22 protein-coding genes and 1 pseudogene are annotated in these 19955 nt (G+C 72.5%); 8 read left to right on the forward strand and 15 right to left on the reverse strand.

What is annotated here, in order from left to right:
- Positions 1 to 46: 46 nt before the first annotated feature.
- From OG524_RS08190 to OG524_RS08205, 4 genes are all read right to left on the reverse strand, one after another.
- Positions 47 to 1090 carry a zinc-dependent alcohol dehydrogenase family protein gene (locus OG524_RS08190; RefSeq protein ID WP_405391611.1) on the reverse strand — a complete coding sequence of 348 codons (1044 nt, stop codon included), beginning with the start codon at positions 1088 to 1090 and terminating at the stop codon, positions 47 to 49.
- 21 nt (positions 1091 to 1111) lie between these two features.
- Positions 1112 to 1783, reverse strand: coding sequence for a lysoplasmalogenase (locus tag OG524_RS08195; protein WP_405809640.1), 672 nt, complete (start codon positions 1781 to 1783; stop codon positions 1112 to 1114).
- Positions 1780 to 2670, reverse strand: coding sequence for a sterol desaturase family protein (locus OG524_RS08200; RefSeq protein ID WP_405809641.1), 891 nt, complete (start codon positions 2668 to 2670; stop codon positions 1780 to 1782). The genes OG524_RS08195 and OG524_RS08200 overlap by 4 nt, the downstream gene beginning before the upstream one ends.
- A gap of 270 nt (positions 2671 to 2940) precedes the next feature.
- The gene (locus tag OG524_RS08205; protein ID WP_405391608.1) at positions 2941 to 3660 is read right to left on the reverse strand and encodes a VIT family protein; all 720 of its coding nucleotides are present in this window, start codon (positions 3658 to 3660) and stop codon (positions 2941 to 2943) included.
- Between the two features lie 143 nt (positions 3661 to 3803).
- Between OG524_RS08205 and OG524_RS08210 the strand changes: the two genes are divergently transcribed.
- The 5 genes from OG524_RS08210 to OG524_RS08230 all read left to right on the forward strand — a co-directional run bounded on the left by OG524_RS08210 (position 3804) and on the right by OG524_RS08230 (position 8596).
- Positions 3804 to 4811 (forward strand): DEDDh family exonuclease, encoded by a 1008-nt coding sequence (locus OG524_RS08210; RefSeq protein ID WP_405391607.1) that lies wholly within the window; start codon positions 3804 to 3806, stop codon positions 4809 to 4811.
- Between the two features lie 63 nt (positions 4812 to 4874).
- Positions 4875 to 5108, forward strand: a complete 234-nt coding sequence (locus OG524_RS08215) for a hypothetical protein (protein WP_073747930.1) — start codon at positions 4875 to 4877, stop codon at positions 5106 to 5108.
- A 69-nt stretch (positions 5109 to 5177) separates the two neighbouring features.
- Complete coding sequence (locus OG524_RS08220; protein ID WP_405391606.1) at positions 5178 to 5972, forward strand: SURF1 family protein; 795 nt, start codon at positions 5178 to 5180, stop codon at positions 5970 to 5972.
- A gap of 70 nt (positions 5973 to 6042) precedes the next feature.
- Positions 6043 to 7836, forward strand: a complete 1794-nt coding sequence (locus tag OG524_RS08225) for a glycoside hydrolase family 15 protein (protein ID WP_405809644.1) — start codon at positions 6043 to 6045, stop codon at positions 7834 to 7836.
- A 4-nt stretch (positions 7837 to 7840) separates the two neighbouring features.
- Positions 7841 to 8596 carry an SDR family oxidoreductase gene (locus tag OG524_RS08230; RefSeq protein WP_405391604.1) on the forward strand — a complete coding sequence of 252 codons (756 nt, stop codon included), beginning with the start codon at positions 7841 to 7843 and terminating at the stop codon, positions 8594 to 8596.
- A 24-nt stretch (positions 8597 to 8620) separates the two neighbouring features.
- Here the strand turns inward: OG524_RS08230 and amaP are convergent, their stop codons facing one another.
- Genes amaP through OG524_RS08255 form a run of 5 tightly spaced genes read right to left on the reverse strand, consistent with a single transcriptional unit; the run spans position 8621 to position 10956 of the window.
- Positions 8621 to 9199 (reverse strand): alkaline shock response membrane anchor protein AmaP, encoded by a 579-nt coding sequence (amaP, locus tag OG524_RS08235; RefSeq protein ID WP_405391603.1) that lies wholly within the window; start codon positions 9197 to 9199, stop codon positions 8621 to 8623.
- Positions 9200 to 9204: 5 nt separating this feature from the next.
- Positions 9205 to 9891, reverse strand: a complete 687-nt coding sequence (locus tag OG524_RS08240) for a DUF6286 domain-containing protein (protein ID WP_405809646.1) — start codon at positions 9889 to 9891, stop codon at positions 9205 to 9207.
- A complete protein-coding gene (locus OG524_RS08245; RefSeq protein ID WP_405391601.1) occupies positions 9888 to 10241 on the reverse strand; it encodes a hypothetical protein in 354 nt (117 codons plus the stop codon). The genes OG524_RS08240 and OG524_RS08245 overlap by 4 nt, the downstream gene beginning before the upstream one ends.
- Positions 10238 to 10429: a hypothetical protein gene (locus OG524_RS08250; RefSeq protein ID WP_351278943.1), complete on the reverse strand. Its 192-nt coding sequence runs from the start codon at positions 10427 to 10429 to the stop codon at positions 10238 to 10240. Before OG524_RS08250 ends, OG524_RS08245 begins: the two co-directional genes overlap by 4 nt.
- A 32-nt stretch (positions 10430 to 10461) precedes the next feature.
- Positions 10462 to 10956 carry an Asp23/Gls24 family envelope stress response protein gene (locus OG524_RS08255; protein ID WP_405391600.1) on the reverse strand — a complete coding sequence of 165 codons (495 nt, stop codon included), beginning with the start codon at positions 10954 to 10956 and terminating at the stop codon, positions 10462 to 10464.
- 115 nt (positions 10957 to 11071) lie between these two features.
- Between OG524_RS08255 and OG524_RS08260 the strand changes: the two genes are divergently transcribed.
- Positions 11072 to 11767 (forward strand): hypothetical protein, encoded by a 696-nt coding sequence (locus tag OG524_RS08260; RefSeq protein ID WP_405391599.1) that lies wholly within the window; start codon positions 11072 to 11074, stop codon positions 11765 to 11767.
- 36 nt (positions 11768 to 11803) lie between these two features.
- Here OG524_RS08260 and OG524_RS08265 read toward each other — a convergent pair whose 3' ends face one another.
- The 3 genes from OG524_RS08265 to OG524_RS08275 form a co-directional block, all read right to left on the reverse strand.
- Complete coding sequence (locus OG524_RS08265; RefSeq protein ID WP_405391598.1) at positions 11804 to 12595, reverse strand: enoyl-CoA hydratase/isomerase family protein; 792 nt, start codon at positions 12593 to 12595, stop codon at positions 11804 to 11806.
- Positions 12596 to 12751: 156 nt separating this feature from the next.
- Entirely contained in the window at positions 12752 to 12973 is a 222-nt protein-coding gene (locus tag OG524_RS08270; RefSeq protein WP_007263382.1) for a helix-turn-helix domain-containing protein, read from the reverse strand.
- A gap of 358 nt (positions 12974 to 13331) precedes the next feature.
- On the reverse strand, positions 13332 to 14930 hold the full coding sequence (locus OG524_RS08275; RefSeq protein ID WP_405809649.1) for an ABC-F family ATP-binding cassette domain-containing protein: 1599 nt from the start codon (positions 14928 to 14930) through the stop codon (positions 13332 to 13334).
- A gap of 247 nt (positions 14931 to 15177) precedes the next feature.
- On the opposite strand from OG524_RS08275, the pseudogene OG524_RS08280 reads away from it, so the two are divergent.
- A pseudogene (locus OG524_RS08280) lies at positions 15178 to 15966 on the forward strand (neutral zinc metallopeptidase).
- A gap of 98 nt (positions 15967 to 16064) precedes the next feature.
- Positions 16065 to 16475: a VOC family protein gene (locus tag OG524_RS08285; RefSeq protein ID WP_405391595.1), complete on the forward strand. Its 411-nt coding sequence runs from the start codon at positions 16065 to 16067 to the stop codon at positions 16473 to 16475.
- A gap of 30 nt (positions 16476 to 16505) precedes the next feature.
- Here the strand turns inward: OG524_RS08285 and OG524_RS08290 are convergent, their stop codons facing one another.
- The 3 genes from OG524_RS08290 to OG524_RS08300 form a co-directional block, all read right to left on the reverse strand.
- Positions 16506 to 17816: a hypothetical protein gene (locus tag OG524_RS08290; RefSeq protein WP_405393269.1), complete on the reverse strand. Its 1311-nt coding sequence runs from the start codon at positions 17814 to 17816 to the stop codon at positions 16506 to 16508.
- 185 nt (positions 17817 to 18001) lie between these two features.
- Entirely contained in the window at positions 18002 to 19132 is a 1131-nt protein-coding gene (locus tag OG524_RS08295) for an alpha/beta hydrolase (RefSeq protein ID WP_405391594.1), read from the reverse strand.
- Between the two features lie 68 nt (positions 19133 to 19200).
- Entirely contained in the window at positions 19201 to 19860 is a 660-nt protein-coding gene (locus tag OG524_RS08300) for a class II aldolase/adducin family protein (protein WP_405391593.1), read from the reverse strand.
- Positions 19861 to 19955 lie beyond the last annotated feature (95 nt).

Consider the following 19955-nt stretch of genomic DNA (forward strand, 5'->3'; position numbering starts at 1 on the left):
GTCTCCCCGGCCCCTTTCGCGGTCCTGCTCCTGTGGCTTCCCGGCCCTACGGCTTGATGAGGACCTTCAGCGCCGTGCGCTCGTCCATCGCCTTGTAGCCGCCGGGCACCTCGTCCAGGCCGACCGTGAGGTCGAAGACGGGCGACGGGTCGAGGGTGCCGTCCAGCACGCCGGGGAGCAGCTCCGGGATGTACGTGCGCACGGGGGCGACGCCGCCGCGCAGGGTGATGTTCCGGTCGAACATGACGTCGAGGTCGAGCCCGGTGCCGCTGCCGTGCGGGACGCCGACATATCCGATGGAGCCGCCGTCACGGACGATGTCGATGGCCGTGCGCATGGACTGCTCGGTGCCGACGGCCTCGATCACCCCGTGGGCGCCTTCGCCCCGGGTCAGTTCCCGTACGGCGGCGAGGGCGGCCTCACCGCGTTCGGCGACGACGTCGGTGGCGCCGAACGCGAGGGCGATGTCGGTACGGACCTGGTGGCGGCCCAGTGCGATGATCCGCTCCGCGCCGAGCCGCTTGGCAGCCATGACACCGCACAGGCCGACCGCGCCGTCACCGACGACCGCGACGGTACTGCCGCGCCTCACACCCGCGCCGACCGCGGCGTGGTGACCGGTGCCCAGGACGTCGGAGAGTGCCAGGAGCGCGGTGAGCAGCCGATCGTCGGACGCGGCGGCCGGCGGGAGCTTGACGAGGGTTCCGTCGGCGAACGGGACCCGGACGGCTTCGCCCTGGCCGCCGTCGGATCCGACCGAGCCCCAGAAGCCGCCCTGCGGGCAGGAGGTGGTGAGGCCCTCGGCGCAGTACGTGCAGGTGCCGTCGGACCAGACGAACGGGGCGACGACGAGGTCGCCGACGGCGAAGCCGTTGACCCCGGGGCCCGCCTCCTCGACGACGCCGAGGAACTCGTGGCCGATGCGCTGGCCGGGCTTCCGGGCCGATTCGCCGCGGTAGGCCCACAGGTCGCTGCCGCAGATGCAGGCCCGCAGGACCCTCAGCACCACGTCGGTGGGCTGCTGGATCGCCGGGTCGGGCACCTCTTCCACACGTATGTCGTGGGGGGCCCGGATCACGGTGGCGCGCATGCGTGGGGGTCCTCGCTCGTCTCAGATGCTGATACCCGTCGCACGGTACGCCCCAGGGGCGGCGCCGGTGGAATTCCCGTGACGCCCGAGCGCCCCCAGGGTGATCAGGTACTGCGCGCCCAGGTAGGTCAGCATGATCCAGAAGTCGTGCACGGGCAGCTGGGGCCAGTCGGCGATCCCGGTCGCGATGAGCGCGTCGGAGAGCAGGAAGAGCGCGCCGCCGAGTGCCGCGTACCGGCCGAGGACGCCGGCCCGCCAGGCCATCGTGGTAAGGAGCAGGCTGTAGCCGGTCAGCGGGATGCGCAGTTCGCCCGGCAGGCCGGGCCACAGGAGCGCGACGAAGGCCACCAGGAGGGCGGCGTACGCGAGTCCGGCCGGCAGCGAGGCGCGGGTACGGCCGAAGAGCCGCAGGTAGCAGACGTGGCCGACGGCGAAGGAGCCCATCCCGGCGAGGAAGGCCGCGTCCGCGCCGGGCATCAGCAGCACGTCCCCGCCCCAGCCGAACAGCAGCGCGGCGATGAGCAGCCGGGGGCCGCCCCGGGCTGCGGCGTAGGCGGCGAGCAGCGGCATCAGCAGCGGCTTGGTGACCAGGTGGGCGGCGGTGGCGGCGGCCAGGAGCCCGGCCAGGTGGACGGCGGAGACGGTGAGGAAGGCGACGAGGAGCGGACGGACGAGTCCGGCGCGGGGGCTCATCCGGCACACTCGGCGCTCGCGCGCGGCGGTACGGCCGCGGCTTCGCCGGCCCGGCCGGCGGGCTGCCAGCCCGGCCCGCGGAAGATCCGGCCCGCCCGCTCGCTCCAGGTGGTCGCCGCCCGCACGTCACGGGCGATGGCGGCGTACTCGTGGGTCGCGACGCGGAGCGGGTTGTGGGTGGCGATGTTCTTGGTGAGGCCGAAGACGGGCCGCTCGGTCTCCGCGGTGAAGGAACCGAAGAGCCGGTCCCAGACGATCAGGATGCCGCCGAAGTTCCGGTCGAGGTAGCCGCCCTGGGAGGCGTGGTGCACCCGGTGGTGCGAGGGGGTGTTGAGCACGTACTCGAAGCGTTTGGGCAGCTTGTCGATCCGCTCGGTGTGCACCCAGAACTGGTAGACGAGGTTCACCGAGGAGCAGAAGGCGAGCGCGGCCGGGTGGACGCCGCAGGCGATGAGCGGGACGTAGAACGGCCAGACGGTCAGCGAGGTCCAGGGCTGGCGCAGCGCGGTGGTGAGGTTGAACTTCCGGCTGGAGTGGTGGACCACGTGGCAGGCCCAGAGGACCCGGATGACGTGGTGGCCGCGGTGGGACCAGTAGTAGAAGAAGTCCTGGGCGAGCAGCATCAGGAGGACCGTCCACCACAGGACGGGGACGCGCAGCGGGGTCAGCTCGTGGACGGCCACGTAGATCGCGACGACGGGTATCTTCCACAGCAGGTCGAAGGCCAGGCTGCCGAGGCCCATGGTGACGCTGGTGGCCGCGTCCCTGGCGTCGTACCCGGCGGCGTCGTCGTCCGGGTGAAGCCGGTGGACCACCACTTCGAGGACGGTGAGCAGGACGAAGGCCGGGATCGACCACAGCACGACATCGGGCAGGTTCGGCTCCATGCGAGCACCGTAGGGCCGCGGGCGGGCCGGGGCTAGACGTTGTTACCGACAAGTATGCGAGACGTGTTGTCAGTAGTCTTTGGCACCTTCCACCAACGGTGGCCGTCGCGGGATTCCGGCACCCCTGTCCGCGTGGAGAGGAACGCCCTTACCCGGTACGGAAGTTGGCCTCCGCCGACCGTCACCAGGGTCGTCGGCGCGGCGGCGGAGGCACTGCCGGCCCCAGGATGCCGCGTACCCGAGCCGGCACGGCCTCCCCGGCGGCCGCCGTCACACCCCCGCCGCCCCCAGCAGTGCTCCCGCCCCGTACGTCACCGCCATGGCCAACGCTCCCCCGCCCATGTTCCGCAGCACCGCACGCCCCACCGCGGCCTCGCCCAGCCCCGCGCTCCACCAGCCGGTGACCGCGAGGGCCGCGAGCACCGCCACCACCGTGACGGGCAGCCGCAGCGACACCGGCGGCAGCACGATGGCCAACAGCGGCAGCAGCGCGCCCACCGTGAACGCCAGAGAGCTCGCCCCCGCCGCGTGCCACGGGTTCGTCAGCTCGTCGGGGTCGATACCCAGCTCGACCTCGGCGTGGGCGCGCAGCGCGTCGCGCTCGGTGAGCTGGACCGCGGCCTCGCGGGCGACCTCGCCGCTGAGCCCCTTCGCCTCCAGCAGCCACGTGAGTTCGGCGAGTTCGGCCTCCGGGGTCTCCTCCAGCTCGCGCTTCTCCGTCGCCAGCGCGGCCTTCTCCGAATCGCGCTGGGTGGACACCGAGACGTACTCACCGGCCGCCATCGACATGGACCCCGCGAGCAGCCCGGCCAGGCCCGCCGTGAGCAGGGTGCCGCGGTCACCGGTGGCCCCGGCGACGCCGACGACGAGGCCCGCGGTGGAGACGACGCCGTCGTTGGCACCGAGGACCGCGGCCCGCAGCCAGTTGAGCCGGGTGCCGAGACCGCCCTCGTGGGGTTCGTCGTGGGTCTGTGCCTGTGTCTCCGTCACCCCGCGAGCGTCTCACCGTGACCGCCTCCGGCGCACCCCGACCCGCCCTCCCGATCCCTTCGGCCAACTGCTCGGGGACCTCCGCCGGTTCGCCGTTGCGAACCGCCCGAATAGGGAGCTGTCAGTCGCGGCCCGTATTCTCTGTGACCATGCTCGACGACCGTCAGACCGCAACGCCGTGGCCGGCCGCCTACCCCAAGGGGTACGCGGTCGTCGACGTGGAGACCACCGGACTCGCCCGCGACGACCGGATAGTGTCCGCTGCCGTCTACCGCCTGGACGCGCGGGGTGACGTCGAGGACCACTGGTACACGCTGGTCAATCCCGAGCGGGATCCCGGACCCGTCTGGATCCATGGGCTGACCAGCGATGTCCTGGAGGGTGCGCCGCTCTTCCCGGAGGTCGCCGCGCAGCTGTCCGAGCGGCTGGCGGGGCGGGTGCTCGTCGCGCACAACGCCGCGTTCGACTGGTCGATGCTCGCCCGGGAGTACGCGCGGGCGGCGGTCACCGCCCCCGTCGAGCAGCGGCTGTGCACCATCGCGCTCTCCAAGGAGCTCCGGCTCCCGCTGCCCAACCACAAGCTGGCGTCGCTGGCCGCGCACTTCGGCGTGGTGCAGCAGCACGCGCACCACGCGCTGGACGACGCCCGGGTGCTGGCCGAGGCGTTCCGGCCGAGTCTGCACGCGGCGGCCCGGGACGAGCTGCGGCTGCCGCTGCTGGAGTGCCGTCCGCTGACCGAGTGGTACGACTCGCCGGTCACCCCGCGCACCGGCCATCAGCCCTCGCACAACCAGAACAGCTGGCGTCCCTCGCGCAAGCGCCCCGCCTGCCCGTACCCGAACCCGGGACGGTACGAGTCGGACAAACCCCTCATGCAGGGCATGCGGGTGGCGTTCTCCGGAGACACCTCGATCGACCGCGAGCTGCTTGAGGACCGCGCGGTGGAGGCGGGCCTGCACGTGGCGACCGGCGTCTCCCGGCTGACGAGCCTGCTCGTCACCAACGACCCGGACGCGGACACCTCGAAGACGGTGAAGGCGAAGTCGTTCGGCACGCCGATCCTGGAGGAGAGCGCCTTCACCCACCTGCTGAGGGATGTGGCTCCGGCCCGGACGGTCTCCGTGCCGAAGCCCTCACGGTCATCGGAGTGAACCGGACGCGACTCGCCCGGCATCCGCTCGCCCGCCGCCTCCTCGCGTCCCACCCTGTGGCGCATGGCACGTTGTGAGGTTTGCGGAAACGACTACGGGATGTCCTTCGAGGTGCACGCGCAGGGCGCGGTGCACGTCTTCGACTGCTTCTCCTGCGCCATCCACCGCATGGCGCCCATCTGTGAGCACTGCCGGGTCCAGGTCATCGGCCAGGGAGTCGAGGTCGACGGCCACTGGTACTGCGGCGGCCACTGCGCCCGCGCCGAGGGAAGGGCGGGCATCGTGGACAAAGTGTGACGGGCCGAGCCCGACCGCACGGGGACCCCTCCGTGCCGCACCCCATGACCCCGGTTGTACGGTCATGGGGTGTACCGCTTCCTGTTGACCCGGCAGTGGGTGATCCTCACCCTCCTCGTCCTCGCCCTGATTCCCACGATGGTCGAGCTCGGCTTCTGGCAACTGCACCGGCATGAACACCGGGTCGAGCAGAACGCGCTGATCACGAAGAACCTGGACGCCGATCCGGTCCCGGTGACCCGTCTCACCTCGCCGGGCCACACGGTTCCCCGCTCCGACTACTGGCGGGCGGTGACGGCCACCGGCACGTTCGACACCGAGCACGAGGTGGTCGTACGGCGCCGTACCTCGCGGGACGAGAGCATCGGCGTGCTGGTCCTGACCCCGCTGAACCTCAAGGGCGGCGGCACGGTCCTGGTCAACCGCGGCTGGATCCCGGCCGCCGCCGACCAGATGGCCTACCCGGAGGTCCCGGCCCCGCCGAAGGGCGAGACCACCGTCACCGGCCGGCTCAAGGCCGACGAGACGACGGGCGCCAGCGGCATCAAGGACCTGGAAGGTCTGCCGGACCGCCAGGTCATGCTCATCAACAGCTCCCAGCAGTCGCAGCTGCTCGGCCGGCCGGTGCTGGGCGGCTATCTCGAACTGACCGGCCCCGAGCCGGCCGACGGCAGCCCCGAGACGATCGCGGCTCCCGACGACAGCTCCATCGGCTCCCACATGGCGTACGCCGTGCAGTGGTGGCTGTTCGCCGCAGCGGTCCCGGTCGGCTGGGTCATCCTCGCCCGCCGCGACAAGCGGGACCTCGAACAGGCCGCGAAGGACACCGAGAAGGCCGGACAGCCGGAGCACGCGGCCGCCTGACGCGTCACACCGGCGTGTTGTACCGGTTATCGCTGCTTAGCGGGGCCCCGGTTCGGGAAGACGCCAGAGCGTGACCCCACGCATCGAGGACTACGCCCTCATCGGTGACCTGCAGACCGCCGCACTGGTCGGCAGGAACGGTTCTGTCGACTGGCTGTGCCTGCCCCGCTTCGACTCGGGCGCCTGCTTCGCCGCGCTGCTCGGCGACGAGAACAACGGCCACTGGCGTATCGCCCCCCGGGGTACGAACAGCACGGACACCTGCACCCGGCGCGCCTATGTGGACGGCTCCCTGGTCCTGGAGACCTTCTGGGAGACCCGGACCGGGACGGTCAAGGTCATCGACTTCATGCCGCAGCGCGACAAGGCGCCCGACATCATGCGGATCATCGAGGGCGTCAGCGGCAGCGTCGACATGAGCTCCGTCCTGCGGCTGCGCTTCGACTTCGGCTCCGTGGTGCCGTGGATGCGCCGCTCCCACGGCCACCGGGTGGCCGTCGCGGGCCCCGACTCGGTCTGGCTGCGCAGCGAACCGCCGGTCAAGACGTGGGGCCAGCAGTTCAGCACCTGCTCCTCCTTCACGGTCGCCGAGGGCGAGAAGGTCGCGTTCGTCCTGACCTGGCATCCCTCGCACTCCCCGCGCCCGAAGCTGATCGACCCGTACAAGGCGCTCGGACACACGCTGGACGACTGGGCCCAGTGGTCGGCGAAGTGCACGTACACGGGCAGGCACCGGGAAGCGGTGCTCCGTTCCCTGATCACCCTGAAGGCGCTCACGTACGCGCCCACCGGCGGCATCGTCGCGGCCCTGACGACGTCGCTGCCGGAGGAGATCGGGGGCGTACGGAACTGGGACTACCGCTACTGCTGGCTGCGGGACTCCACCCTCACGCTCGGCGCCATGATCTCGGCCGGCTACCTGGAGGAGGCGGCGGCCTGGCGGGACTGGCTGCTGCGGGCCGTCGCGGGCGACCCGGCGGACCTGCAGATCATGTACGGACTCGCGGGCGAGCGCAGACTCCCCGAGACGGAGCTGCCGTGGCTGAGCGGCTACGAGCAGTCCCGGCCGGTCCGCACGGGCAACGCGGCGGTGCGCCAGCGGCAGCTCGACGTGTACGGCGAGGTCATGGACTCGCTCAGGGTGGCCCGCGAGGCGGGTCTCGGCAACAAGCCGCACGCCTGGAATCTGCAGCTCAGCCTGCTCGGCTTCCTGGAGTCCACCTGGCGCGAGCCGGACGAGGGCCTGTGGGAGATCCGCGGGCAGCGCCGCCACTTCGTCCACTCCAAGATCATGGCCTGGGTCGCGGCCGACCGTGCGGTGCGCAGCCTGGAGGAGGACCCTGAGCTGCCCGGCGACGCAGACCGCTGGCGGGCGATGCGCGACGCCGTGCACGCGGAGGTCTGCGAGAAGGGCTACGACCCCGTGCGCAACACCTTCACCCAGTACTACGGGTCCCAGGAACTGGACGCCTCGACGCTGCTCATCGTGCGGACCGGCTTCCTGCCCCCGGACGACCCGAGGGTCGTCGGCACCGTCGACGCGGTACGCAGCGGGCTCGCCCGCGACGGGCTGATCCGCCGCTACAGCACCGAGGGCGCGTCCGTGGACGGTCTGCCCGGCGACGAGGGGGCGTTCATCGCCTGCTCGTTCTGGCTGGTCGACGCACTGCGTCGGACGGGCCGTGAGGAGGAGGCCGAGGAGCTCTTCGAGCGGCTGCTGGAGCTGCGCAACGACGTGGGGCTGCTGGCCGAGGAGTACGACACGGTGACCCGGCGCCAGCTCGGCAACTATCCGCAGGCGTTCAGCCACATCGGGCTGGTGAACAGCGCGGTCGACCTCGCAGGGGAGGACGCGGCAGGATAGGGCCATGGATCTTGGACTGAAGGACCGCGTGTACGTCGTCACCGGAGCGAGCCGTGGCCTGGGCAACGCCACCGCGCGCGCACTGGCAGCGGACGGCGCAAAGGTGATCATTTCCGGCCGGGACGAGAAGGGAGTCACGGCCGCGGCCGCCGAACTGGGCCCGGACGCGGTCGGTCTCGTCGCCGACAACGCGGACCCGGCGGCCGCACAGCGTCTGGTGGACACCGCGAAGGAACGCTTCGGCAGGCTGGACGGCATCCTCATCAGCGTGGGTGGCCCCGCCCCCGGTTTCGTGGCCGACAACACGGACGAGCAGTGGCGGTCCGCCTTCGAGTCGGTCTTCCTCGGCGCCGTGCGTCTGGCCCGTACGGCGGCCGCCGCCCTGGGCGACGGCGGTGTCATCGGCTTCGTGCTGTCCGGTTCGGTGTATGAGCCGATCGCCGGACTCACCGTCTCCAACGGACTGCGCCCCGGCCTCGCCGGCTTCGCCAAGTCCCTCGCCGACGAGCTGGGACCGCGCGGTATCCGGGTGGTCGGCGTCCTGCCGTCCCGCATCGACACGGACCGGGTGCGCGAGCTCGACGCGCTCTCCGGGGACGCGGAGGCGTTCCGTACGGCCAGCGAGGCCCGCATCCCGCTGCGCCGCTACGGCACGCCGGAGGAGTTCGGGAAGACCTCGGCCTTCCTGCTCTCCCCCGCCGCCTCCTATCTGACGGGCATCATGGTGCCGGTCGACGGCGGCGCCCGGCACGGCTTCTGAGCCGGCTCCCGCGCGGGCGGGTCGTCAGCTCACCCGCTCCGCACGGTGCTTGACCGCCCTGAGCCTGACCTCGGCGGGCAGTTCGTCCAGGCCCGCCGAGGTCCGCGCATGGGCCAGCGCCTCGTCGGTGAGACCCCGCAGTGCCTGTTCCGGGGCGGCGTGCGGCTCGATCAGCAGCCGGATCCGGGCCTGCGGAGCGGTACGCCGGCCGGTCAGTCTGACCTTGGCCCCGGACACCCCGTCCAGGTTCGCGGCCTCGCTCCCGAGCACGCTCTCCAGGGCCCTGCCCCGCAGCAGCGCGCCTTCGCCGTCACCACTGTCGATCAGCACCTCGGCGAGGCGCGCGCGGCGCAGCTGGGCGAGGAGCCACCACAGGGCGAGGACGACCAGGACGGCCAGGACCGCGATGACGGTGGGCCACCACCAGCCCTCGTCCCGCCACCGGTACCGGTCGGACCGGCTGAGCAGCACGTCGTCCTTGCCGTCGAACGGCCACCAGGAGGGTACGGAGAGGCCGAGCCCGGTCGCGAGGACGGCACCGCCGACGACGAGGAGGATCAGCCCTGCCAGACCGAGCAGTACCCGGTTGACGGTTCCCATCACGCGGCTCACCCCTTCTTCGCCGGACGGCGGACGTGCACGGACAGGCCGGGCGGCTTCGCCAGTCCCAGCTCTTCGAGACCGGTGCCCAGCACGGTGTCCAGGTCCGCCCGGACGTCGTCGAGTTCACGGAAGTGCGAGACGGCCCGCACGGTCGCCTTGCGGCGGCCCATCCTCACCCGTACGGACTGCACGCCGGACACCTCCACGGCCCGGTCGCGCAGGACCAGGGCGGCGGCGTTCCGGTCGAGTCCGGCCCGGACACCGGCGTGGTCGCGGCGCATCGGCAGCAGCGCCCGCAGTCCGGGGGTGAGGGAAAGGAAGAGGAGCCAGAGGCCGAGGGCCGCCGCCGCGGCGGAGCCCGCGAGCACCCAGACGTCGTCGAGGTGACGGCTCGCCAGGTCGTCGGCCAGTGAGCGCCGCCACCGCATGGCCGGGTGGTCGGCCCGGACGGCCGCGACGTCGTAGAGGAGGAGTCCGGCGCCGCCGAGGACCACCAGGGCCACCAGGGCGGCGGGGATCCGGCGCTGGGACCAGAAGCGGCCCGCCCGGCCGCCGGGGCGGTCGGGCACGGGAACGGGTTCGTAGGACGAGCCCGACGCGGACTGGTCCATCGTGCGTACGCCGCCGGCCGGCACGGACTCGACCGTGGGCAGGCGCCGCGTGCTGTCCGGCTGGTCGTGGGGCTCGCTCATCGGATGCTCCCCTCCGGTGCGGTGCCGGCTCCTGTGGGGTGCAACCGCTCGACCTGAACCGCCACTTCGGGCACCTCCATCCCCGCCAGTGCTTCTACCCGTTCGGCGACACGCCGACGCACCGCCCGGCACTGACGGCCGATGTCGCAGGGGTAGCCGAGCTCCACGCTGACCCTGACCCGGGCGGTGTCCCGGTGCACGGTGACCGTGGCGCGCGGTGCGGCACCCGCCTCGGGCGGCTCGGCGACCGCCTCCTTCGCCGCCTGCGCGGCGATCTTCGCGACGACCCGGTCGGCGATCCGGGTCTCCCCACGCTCCGCGGCGGCGACCCGCCCCGTCACCGCCGTCACCTGCGCCGGTCGCCGCGCTCGCGACTCCGGAAGAAGTCGCCGGGTTCCAGGTCCCCGTCCAGGAAGCGGCCGGCCACGAAGCCGACCGCGCCCAGCGCGGCCACCAGCAGAAAGGCCCCGAAGCCGCCGAAGTATCCGGCGAAACCGAGCGCCATGCCGGCCATCAGGCCGACCACAGCCATGCTCATCGTGTGCTCCTCAACTGCCTCGGGTGGGAGGTCTACTGGAGACGCGGCTCGGGCTCCGACTCGTCGTCGTCCTCGTCGGGCAGCTTGACGTCGCTGACCGCGATGTTGACCTCGACGACTTCGAGGCCGGTCATCCGCTCGACCGCCGCGACAACGTTCTCGCGCACGTCGCGGGCCACGTCGCTGATCGACACGCCGTAGTCGACGACGATCTCCAGGTCGAGGGCGGTCTGCGATTCACCGACCTCCGCCTTGACACCGCGGGTCACGGACTTGCCGCCGCCGGGGACACGATCGCGTACCGCGCCGAAGGTGCGGGCGAAGCCACTGCCCATCGCGTGGACGCCGACGACGTCGCGCGCCGCCATTCCGGCGATCTTCTCGACCACGCCGTCGGCGATGGTGGTGCGGCCGCGGGTGGCGGGGGCTCCCCCGCCACGCTTGGTGAGCGGGCTCTTCCTGCCCTCCTCTGCGCCTGACGCACTGCTCGCATTGTCGGGCCGATTCCGCTCCGGGGTCTCGCTCATCGCCGCTCTTCCCTTCGTGGGCAGGGTTGGACTGCTGGACGGACTGCTGGACTTCCGGTGCCCACAGTAGGTGCGCTTGCCCCGTCCCGCGCCGTGGATGCGGCAGGCTGGGGTGATGACAACGGCTGACAGCCCGGACCGGGCCGACGGATGGACCGCCGCGGTACGCGAGCGGCTCGGCCTCGGCCGATTGCTCCCTTTGGGTGGGGCCGCGGACGGCTCCTGGATCGCTGAACGGGCGGCGGCAGAGGTGCTGCGGAACGCCGCGGTGGGCTCGGGCGCGGTGCTGGGGACGCTCAGGATCGCCCCGGCCGACGCGGACGGCGCCCCGGAACCGGTGGTGCCCGGCCCGCCCAGCGCTCTGCCGCCGGGTCCGCTGCGGATCGAGGCGGGGTTCTCCGCGACGGCCCGGCGGCCCCTGCCCGCCATCGCGGACGCGCTGCGGTCCGCGCTGCTGACGGCGGCGGCCGAGCGCCTCGGACTGGTGGTCGACGAGGTCGATCTCCGGGTGACTGCACTGCTCGACGAGGAGCCCGGGCGTGTCGGACGGTCCCCGGCCGAGGTGCGTGAGGCCCGGCCGGACGGCGTCGCCGGGACGACGGCCGCCGGGGTGCCCGGGGTCGTCTCACTGACGCGGGTCCTGGGCAACTCGGTGCAGTCCGGCGCCGGGCACGTCCGGGTGGAGCTGGCCACGGCCGGGGACCACCGGGCACTCGATGTGGCGCAGGCCGTGCGCGAGGCGGTGACCGGGGCGGTGGACGGCGGCCCGACGGTGGCCGTCCTGGTCACGGCCGTCGTGGACCGGGGCTGACCCTGCCCCCGCGTGAGGGGCAGGGTGTCCCGCCGGTCAGTCCGTGACGCCGGCGAGGTCGCGCAGCCTGCGGCCCTGCGCCGCGCGTTCGGCGGTGCGCTGCTCCTCGTACGTACGGGAGGCGGCGCCGCTGAGCAGCGCCTTGGTCTCGACGACCGCGTCGCGCGGGGCGGCGAGCAGGGCCGCGGCCAGGTCGCGGGCCGCCCCGTCGAGCTGGTCGGCGGGGACGACGAGGTTGGCGAGGCCGGTGCGCTCGGCCTCCTCGGCGTGCACGAAGCGGCCGGTGGCGCAGATCTCCAGCGCACGGGCGTAGCCGACGAGGCTCACCAGGGGGTGGGTGCCCGTGAGGTCGGGGACGAGCCCGAGGCTGGTCTCACGCATGGCGAACTGCACGTCCTCGGCGGCGATCCGCAGATCGCAGGCGAGGGCGAGCTGGAAGCCGGCCCCGATCGCGTGCCCCTGGACGGCTGCGATCGACACGATGTCGTTGCGGCGCCACCAGGTGAACGCCTCCTGGTACTCGGCGATGGTCGCGTCGAGCTCCGGCTCGGGGCCGCGCGCCATGTCGAGGAAGGACGGCTCACCGTCGAACCCCTCGGGGGTGAACGCCTGCCGGTCGAGGCCCGCGGAGAAGGACTTGCCCTCGCCGCGCAGCACGACGACCCGCACGTTGCCGGGCAGTGCCCGTCCGGCCTCCGCCAACGCCCGCCACAGAGCGGGAGACTGAGCGTTGCGCTTGGCCGGGTTGGTGAGTGTCACCGTGGCAACCGCGTCTTCGACGGTGAGCCGTACGCCGTCCTTGTCGAGCACAGAGTCGAGCGAGGTCATGGGACGCCTCCGGATCGGGTGCAGCCAGCACTTACTGGCAAGTAGCTGAACTGAACAGTAACCACCCGGACGACCTCGTGGTCGGCCGGGTGGCCACCCGGTGTTCCGGTGAGCCCCGGGGGCGGACGTACACCCGTCCCGGACCGCTGCCCGCCGTCAGGCCGCAGCGGCCTTCTTGCCTCGAGTCGCTCCGCCGCGTCCCCGCAGCGTGACTCCGGACTCGCTGAGCATCCGGTGGACGAACCCGTAGGAGCGGCCGGTTTCCTCGGCCAGCGCCCGGATGCTCGCACCGGAGTCGTACTTCTTCTTCAGGTCTGCCGCGAGCTTGTCGCGCGCGGCGCCGGTTACCCGGCTGCCCTTCTTCAGAGTCTCGGCCACCCGTGCCTCCTCAAGGAAGTGCGCTCTGGACTCTCATGATCACCCCTACCCGGCTTCCTGGCCACCCATTCGGCAAGGTCCGTACGACCGGTTTCGGCGCCCCGGAGCGGCCCGACGCAACCGGAATATGAAATTCCGTGGGCTCTCGGGGGCATCCGGGACGGCCTCTCGGAAAAACCGCCAGGTCAGGGCCGTACGGGGATGAGGGCCCCGGACGCGTGCGCCCGGCAGCTAGCTGCCGGGCGCCGCGCCGGGGTACGAGACCCGCTCACCCAGATGATGGATCACGGATGGGCCGAATGATCCATACGCGGTGGATCACCGGGCGCCGGGAGGCGCGGGAGGCCCCCGGCGGGGATCAGGCGAGGGAGACCAGGTCCCGGTAGTCGGCACCCCAGAGGTCCTCGACCCCGTCGGGCAGCAGGATGATCCGCTCCGGCTGGAGCGCCTCGACCGCACCCTCGTCGTGGGTGACGAGGACGACTGCACCCTTGTACGTGCGCAGGGCCCCGAGGATCTCCTCGCGGCTGGCCGGGTCCAGGTTGTTCGTCGGCTCGTCCAGCAGGAGCACGTTGGCGGACGACACGACCAGGGTCGCCAGGGCGAGCCTGGTCTTCTCACCGCCGGAGAGCACTCCGGCCGGCTTGTCGACGTCGTCACCGGAGAACAGGAACGAACCGAGCGTCTTGCGGACCGCGACGAGGTCGAGGTCGGGCGCCGCGGAGCGCATGTTCTCCAGGACCGTGCGCTCCGGGTCGAGCGTCTCGTGCTCCTGCGCGTAGTAGCCGAGCTTGAGGCCGTGGCCCTGGATGATCTCGCCGGTGTCGGCCTTCTCGGCACCGCCGAGGAGACGCAGCAGGGTCGTCTTGCCCGCGCCGTTGAGGCCGAGGATGACGACCCGGGAGCCCTTGTCGATGGCCAGGTCCACGTCGGTGAAGATTTCGAGCGAACCGTAGGACTTGGACAGGCCCTCCGCCATGAGCGGGGTCTTGCCGCACGGGGAGGGGTCCGGGAAGCGCAGCTTGGCGACCTTGTCCGAGACCCGGACGGCCTCCAGGCCCGAGAGCAGCCGGTCCGCGCGCTTGGCCATGTTCTGGGCGGCGACGGTCTTGGTCGCCTTGGCGCGCATCTTGTCGGCCTGGGCGTTGAGGGTCGCGGCCTTCTTCTCCGCGTTCTGGCGCTCGCGCTTGCGGCGCTTCTCGTCGGCCTCGCGCTGCTGCTGGTAGAGCTTCCAGCCCATGTTGTAGATGTCGATCTGGGCCCGGTTGGCGTCGAGGTAGAACACCTTGTTGACCACGGTCTCGACGAGCTCGACGTCGTGGGAGATCACGACGAAGCCCCCGCGGTAGCTCTTGAGGTAGTCGCGCAGCCAGACGATGGAGTCGGCGTCCAGGTGGTTGGTGGGCTCGTCGAGGAGCAGGGTGTCGGCGTCCGAGAACAGGATGCGCGCGAGCTCGACACGACGGCGCTGACCACCGGAGAGCGTGTGCAGCGGCTGGCCGAGCACCCGGTCGGGCAGGCTCAGCGCGGCGGCGATGGTGGCGGCCTCGGCCTCGGCGGCGTATCCGCCCTTGGTGAGGAACTCCGTCTCCAGGCGCTCGTAGCGCTTCATGGCCTTCTCGCGGGTGGCTCCCTTGCCGTTCGCCATCCGCTCCTCGTTCTCCCGCATCTTGCGCAGGATCTCGTCGAGGCCGCGGGCGGAGAGGATGCGGTCACGGGCCAGGACGTCGAGGTCACCGGTGCGCGGGTCCTGCGGGAGGTAGCCGACCTCGCCGCTGCGGGTGATGGTGCCTCCGGCCGGGGTCCCCTCACCCGCGAGGCACTTGGTGAGGGTGGTCTTGCCGGCGCCGTTGCGGCCGACGAGACCGATGCGGTCGCCCTTGGCGATACGGAAGGAGGCGGACTCGATGAGGATGCGGGCGCCGGCGCGCAGCTCGATGCCGGAAGCGGTGATCACGGAAAAACTCCAGGGCGGTATGGACGGCGGAGGGACTTACGGGTCACGACTCGACGCCGTCTAATGCACAAGGAGAATTGCCATGGGGCTCATTCTACTGGCGGTGTCCACCTGCTTTTCCGCGTGCTCCGGTCCGTGACCGCGCCACCGCGGCATGTCACATGAAAGGCATACCGCATCGAACTGATCGATATTCGGCGCAGGAGTTGCGGCGGAGGTTGCCGTGCCACGGCCGGAGCAGTGGGTGGTGCGCCCCAGACGGTTCGACGACGCCTGCCTGGACACGTCCGGGGTCCCGGACGTGCGCGGCAGCCGTATCCCCGGCGGCAGGGCGACCATGGGCGCCGGAATCGTCGCACTGGTCCTGGGGCTGTTCCTCGGTGTGGGCCCGGAGCGGCCGGGGCTCTCCGGGGCGATCCGGGGGCCACGCCGACCTCGTCGTCGGCCGCGCAGGTCCAGCAGAGCTGTCTGGCGGGCGAGGACGCGAACACCGAGGACGACTGCCGGACCGTGGCGGTGGTCAACGGCGTGCAGGACTACTGGCGCCAGGAGTCCGAGCGGAGCGGCGAGACGTACGCGGGAGCCCGGACGGTGCTGTTCGGCGACCGGGTCGGCACCGCGTGCGGCTCGGCCACCTCGGCGGCCGGGCCGGGGCCGGAGGCGGCCCGTTCGCCGAGGCGTACGTGGTGGCGCGCGAGTACGGCCACCACGTACAAGAACCAGCTGGGCACCCTGGGCAGGGCGCAGGACGGGCGGCAGGGTGCCGACAGCGGTTCCGTGAAGGTGGAGTTGCAGGCGGACTGCTACGCCGGGGTCCGGGCCGGCCACGCGACGGCCACTCCGGCCGAGTCGGGCCTGCCACTGGTCACCGAGCTCACGGAGGCGGACATCCGGGACGGCCTGGAAGCCGCCGCGGCGGTCGGCGACGGCCGGGTCCGGGAGAAGTTCCGGGGAGCGTGAATCCGGAGTCCCGGACGCACGGCTCGTCCGTGCAGTGCGGGCGGGCTGCCCGGGCCGATGCGACACGTTCCGCTGATCCGGGGCCCGTACGGGCGCGCGTTGCCGGTGCCCGGTGGAACACTGAGACGCAGATCACCACGAATCCACGGACGACACAGGAAGAGGGTGTGCGCGATGGCCGGCGCAGGTGGTGCACCGACGGTCTTTCCGACGCTCCTGTACGACGACGCCAAGGCCGCGATCGGGGTGCTGACCCGGGCTCTGGGGTTCACCGAGGAGGCGGTGTACGAGGGCGACGACGGCAGCGTGCTCCATGCCGAGCTGTCCTGCGGCAGCGGCAGGGTGATGCTGGGTTCCAAGGGGGGCGAGGGCGTGTTCGCCAAGGCGATGGCGGGCGCGGGGCCCTCGGGGGTCTACGTGGTCGTGGACGACGTGGACGCCCACCACGCGCGGGCGGTCGAGCACGGGGTGGAGATCCTGATGCCGCCCACCGACCAGGACTACGGCTCGCGCGACTACATGGCCCGTGACGCGGAGGGCAACGTCTGGAGCTTCGGGGCGTACTCCCCGGGGGACGCGGGCTGACCGCGTCCCCCGGAGTGCCGCGTCCGGCGGCTACACGCCGCCGGTGTGCACCTGGAAGGCCGCGCGGCGCACGGCCTTGGCGAGGGCCGGGTCCGGGTGGGCGGCGGCGAGAGCGACCAGCACCTGCACGGTGCGCGGGTGGCCGATGGCCCTGACCTCGTCGAGCAGCGCGGGGACGGTGCCCTGGACGGCGGAGTCGAGGTGGCGGACCAGCAGCCCCGTCTCACCGTGATCGGCCACGGCCGCCGCGGTGTCGACCCAGAGCCAGGTGGCTTCCTCACGGCTGAGGACGTCCTGGGCGTCGTCCGGGTCGGCACCCTCGTACTCGGCGAGCCAGAGCAGGGCGTACGGGCGCAGCTGCGGCTCGGTGGCGACGGAGCGCACCACGGGTTCGGCGGGGGCGCCGACGACGCGTAGCGCCTCGAAGGCGAGGCCGCGCAGGAGGGCGTCCTCGCCGCGGGCGACGGCGAGCAGTTCGGCCACGGCGCTGCCGACGGTCCTGGCGGCGAGCCATGCGCGGTATTCGGCACGGGCGGGGCCCGGGGTGAGCCGTGCGCAGCCGAGCAGCATGTCGGCCGCGGCCTGTTCGATGTTGCCGGCCGGGCTCTGGGCGGCGACGCAGATCTGCTCCAGCTTGACCCAGACCGCCCAGTTGCCGAGAGGAGTGAGGGTGGCCTGTCCGGCACCGAGGGTGAGGGCACCGACGGCCGCGAGGCCTTCCAGGGCCCAGTCGAGCAGCAGCGCGTTCAGGTCCGCGGGCTGCCCGGCGACCGGCCCGGAGCCGGGCTCGGTCCGCTGCTCCGGCCCGTACGGCACCTCGCAGCGCTCCTCGTGGAGTTCCGCGACGCGCTGGCCGAGGAGGTCGAGGAGGGCGGGCACGGTGACGGGTCCCGCCGAGAGCTGCAGGAGGGACAGCACCTGGGGTACGGCCTCGACGGCTTCGGCGACCGCTGCGGCCTCGATGCCCTCGGGCGCCGCGTGGACGAGCGACCAGGCGTCGAAGAGCGCCACCCAGCCACGGAGCACGGCGGAGTCGTCGCGGTCCCAGGCGCGCAGCCGCCAGCCGGGGCGCGCGGTGTCGCCGTGGAGTTCGATGAGTCCGGCGAGCCTGGCGCGGTCCCAGCCGGCCTGCACCTGGGCCGGGGACGCCTCCAGCGCCGCCGCGGCCCGTTCGAGGGCCTGGGTGGCGAGCGGGGCGGCACCCGGGCTCGCGCCGTCGGCGGCCCAGTGGGCGATCCGTACGGCGTCGGCCAGCACGACCCTGGCCTGGCGGGCCAGTTCCGCCGGGGGCGGTGTGCCCTCGGGTGGGCGGGGGGCCGGCCTGGTGCGCCGGGTGGTCACGGCCTTGCGGGCGGTGGCAAGGGGTCGCGGGCGGACAAGTCGCAGCCTGGAGTCGCGCGGGGTACGGGACGTCACGAGGAGCAGTCTTGCCTCTGACGGCCCGAAAGCCCAAACGGAAGCCGGATCGAGGGGGCCCGTGAGGGTTCCCGGCCCGGTCACCAACCGGGCCGATCCATCCCATCACCTCACATCAGGGGCGTGAGGAAGCGTCTGAGGGCCTCTTCGTAGCCGGCCGGATCGGCATTCCACATCGCCGCATGCGGAGCCTGCGGTACGGAGTGCAGTGTGACCAGGTCGGGGCGGAGCTCGGCGAGTTCCCGGGACGGCTGCCAGGGGGCCAGGGTGTCGTCGGGGCCGTGGAGGATCAGGGTCGGGGTGTGCAGGGCCGTCGGCAGCGAGGTGTCCAGGAGCGGCGCGCCGTGCAGCCCCGTCCGGCCCTGGGCGGCCCGGACGGCGAGGGGCAGCAGCGCGGAGGGGACGCCGTGTGCGGAGGCCAGGGCACGGAGTGTGGCTTCCCAGTCCAGGACCGGGGAGTCGAGGACGAGGCCCCTGATGCGGTCCCGGAGGGCGGAGTTGACGGCGGCGTGCAGGGCCATCGAGGCGCCGGAGGACCAGCCGTGGACGATGACGTTCTCGGCTCCGTAGCGCACGGCGTAACGGATGGCCGCGTCGAGGTCGCGCCATTCGGACTCGCCGAGGTGGCCGAGGCCGTCCGGGGGGCGAGGGGCGCCGGCGTCCCCGCGGTAGGCGAGGTCGAGCACGGGGAGCTGCTGCTCGTGCAGGAAGCCCATGACGTTCAGCGGGTGTTCCCTGCTGGTGCCCAGGCCGTGCACGGTGATCACCCAGGTGTCGCGGGCACCTGGCACGAACCAGGCGGGCAGGAAGCCCAGCTCGCCGGGGATCTCGACCTCCTTGTAGGCCAGGCCGAGGGCGCCGAGCGGGTCGCCGGTGTGGATCTCCGGAGTCATGCGGACCCTGGCGCCCTGTACGAGGCTGCCGCGGTTGACGCGTTCCAGTCTCCGTACGACGGTGTCGGCGGAGCCGTCCGGCGTCTGTACGGTCAGCGGGCCGACGACGGCGTGGACGCCGCGGCCGGTCAGTCCGTACGTGCCGGGGCGCAGGGCGGCGAAGGAACGGGTCAGGGTGATCTGCCCGGCCGCCGTCGCGTGCACGGTGAGTCTGCGGTCTCCGGGGAAGGGGCGGGGCGACGGGGCGCCGAGGGCGGCGTCGCTGGCGTACCGGCCGGCCGCGACCGCTGCCGCTCCGACGCCGAGGATCGTGGTGACGGCTGCTGCCGTCGCTGTTGCCGGGCGCACGGCTTCAGTGTCCCGGCCCGCGGTCCGGACGGCCAGCGGGGCGGGGCCGTCCGGTGCCGGGCCCGCCGTCAGCCGGGCTGGCCGTAGTCCTCCAGGGCGTCCTGGACGTCGCGCAGCTGGGCCCGGGTGAGCAGTGCCGGACTGTGGTCCGGCACGGAGCTCGCGGTGAGCCAGAGCCTGCACATCCATTCGAGCTGGGCGGTGCGGTCGTAGGCCTCTTCGAGGGTGTCCCCGTAGGTGACGGTCCCGTGGTTCCGCAGGAGGCAGCCGGTGCGGTCGCGCAGGGCGGCGAGCATGTGGCTCGCGAGTTCGGGCGTCCCGTAGCGGGCGTAGGGGGCGGTGCGGACCGGTCCTCCGAGCATCGCGGCGGCGTAGTGCACCAGCGGCACCTCGGTGACGAGTGTGGAGACGGCGGTGGCGTGCACGGCGTGGGTGTGGACAACGGCCGCGGCGCGGGTGCTGCCGTAGACGGCCAGGTGGAGGGGGAGTTCGCTGGTCGGGGTCAGCTCGCCGAGCACCTGGCGCCCTTCGAGGTCGACGCCGACGGCGTCGTCGGGTCCCAGCCGGTCGTAGGGCACCCCGGTGGGGGTGACCAGGACGGTCCCGCCGACCCGTGCCGACACGTTGCCCGAGGTGCCGACGACCAGCCCCTCCGCGGCCGTCCTGCGGGCCGTCGCGACGACGCCTGCCCATGCCTGTGCGATCACGTCCCGATCCTGGTCGCTCATGCGGAGATCCTAGGCCGGCCGGGTCGTTCCGCCTGGGCTGTCCCGGCAACGTGACCGAAGTCTCCCCAATGGGGCAAATCCGGCAGCCGGCAGGC

This window comes from Streptomyces sp. NBC_01520, assembly GCF_045040375.1.
Lineage (GTDB): Bacteria > Actinomycetota > Actinomycetes > Streptomycetales > Streptomycetaceae > Streptomyces.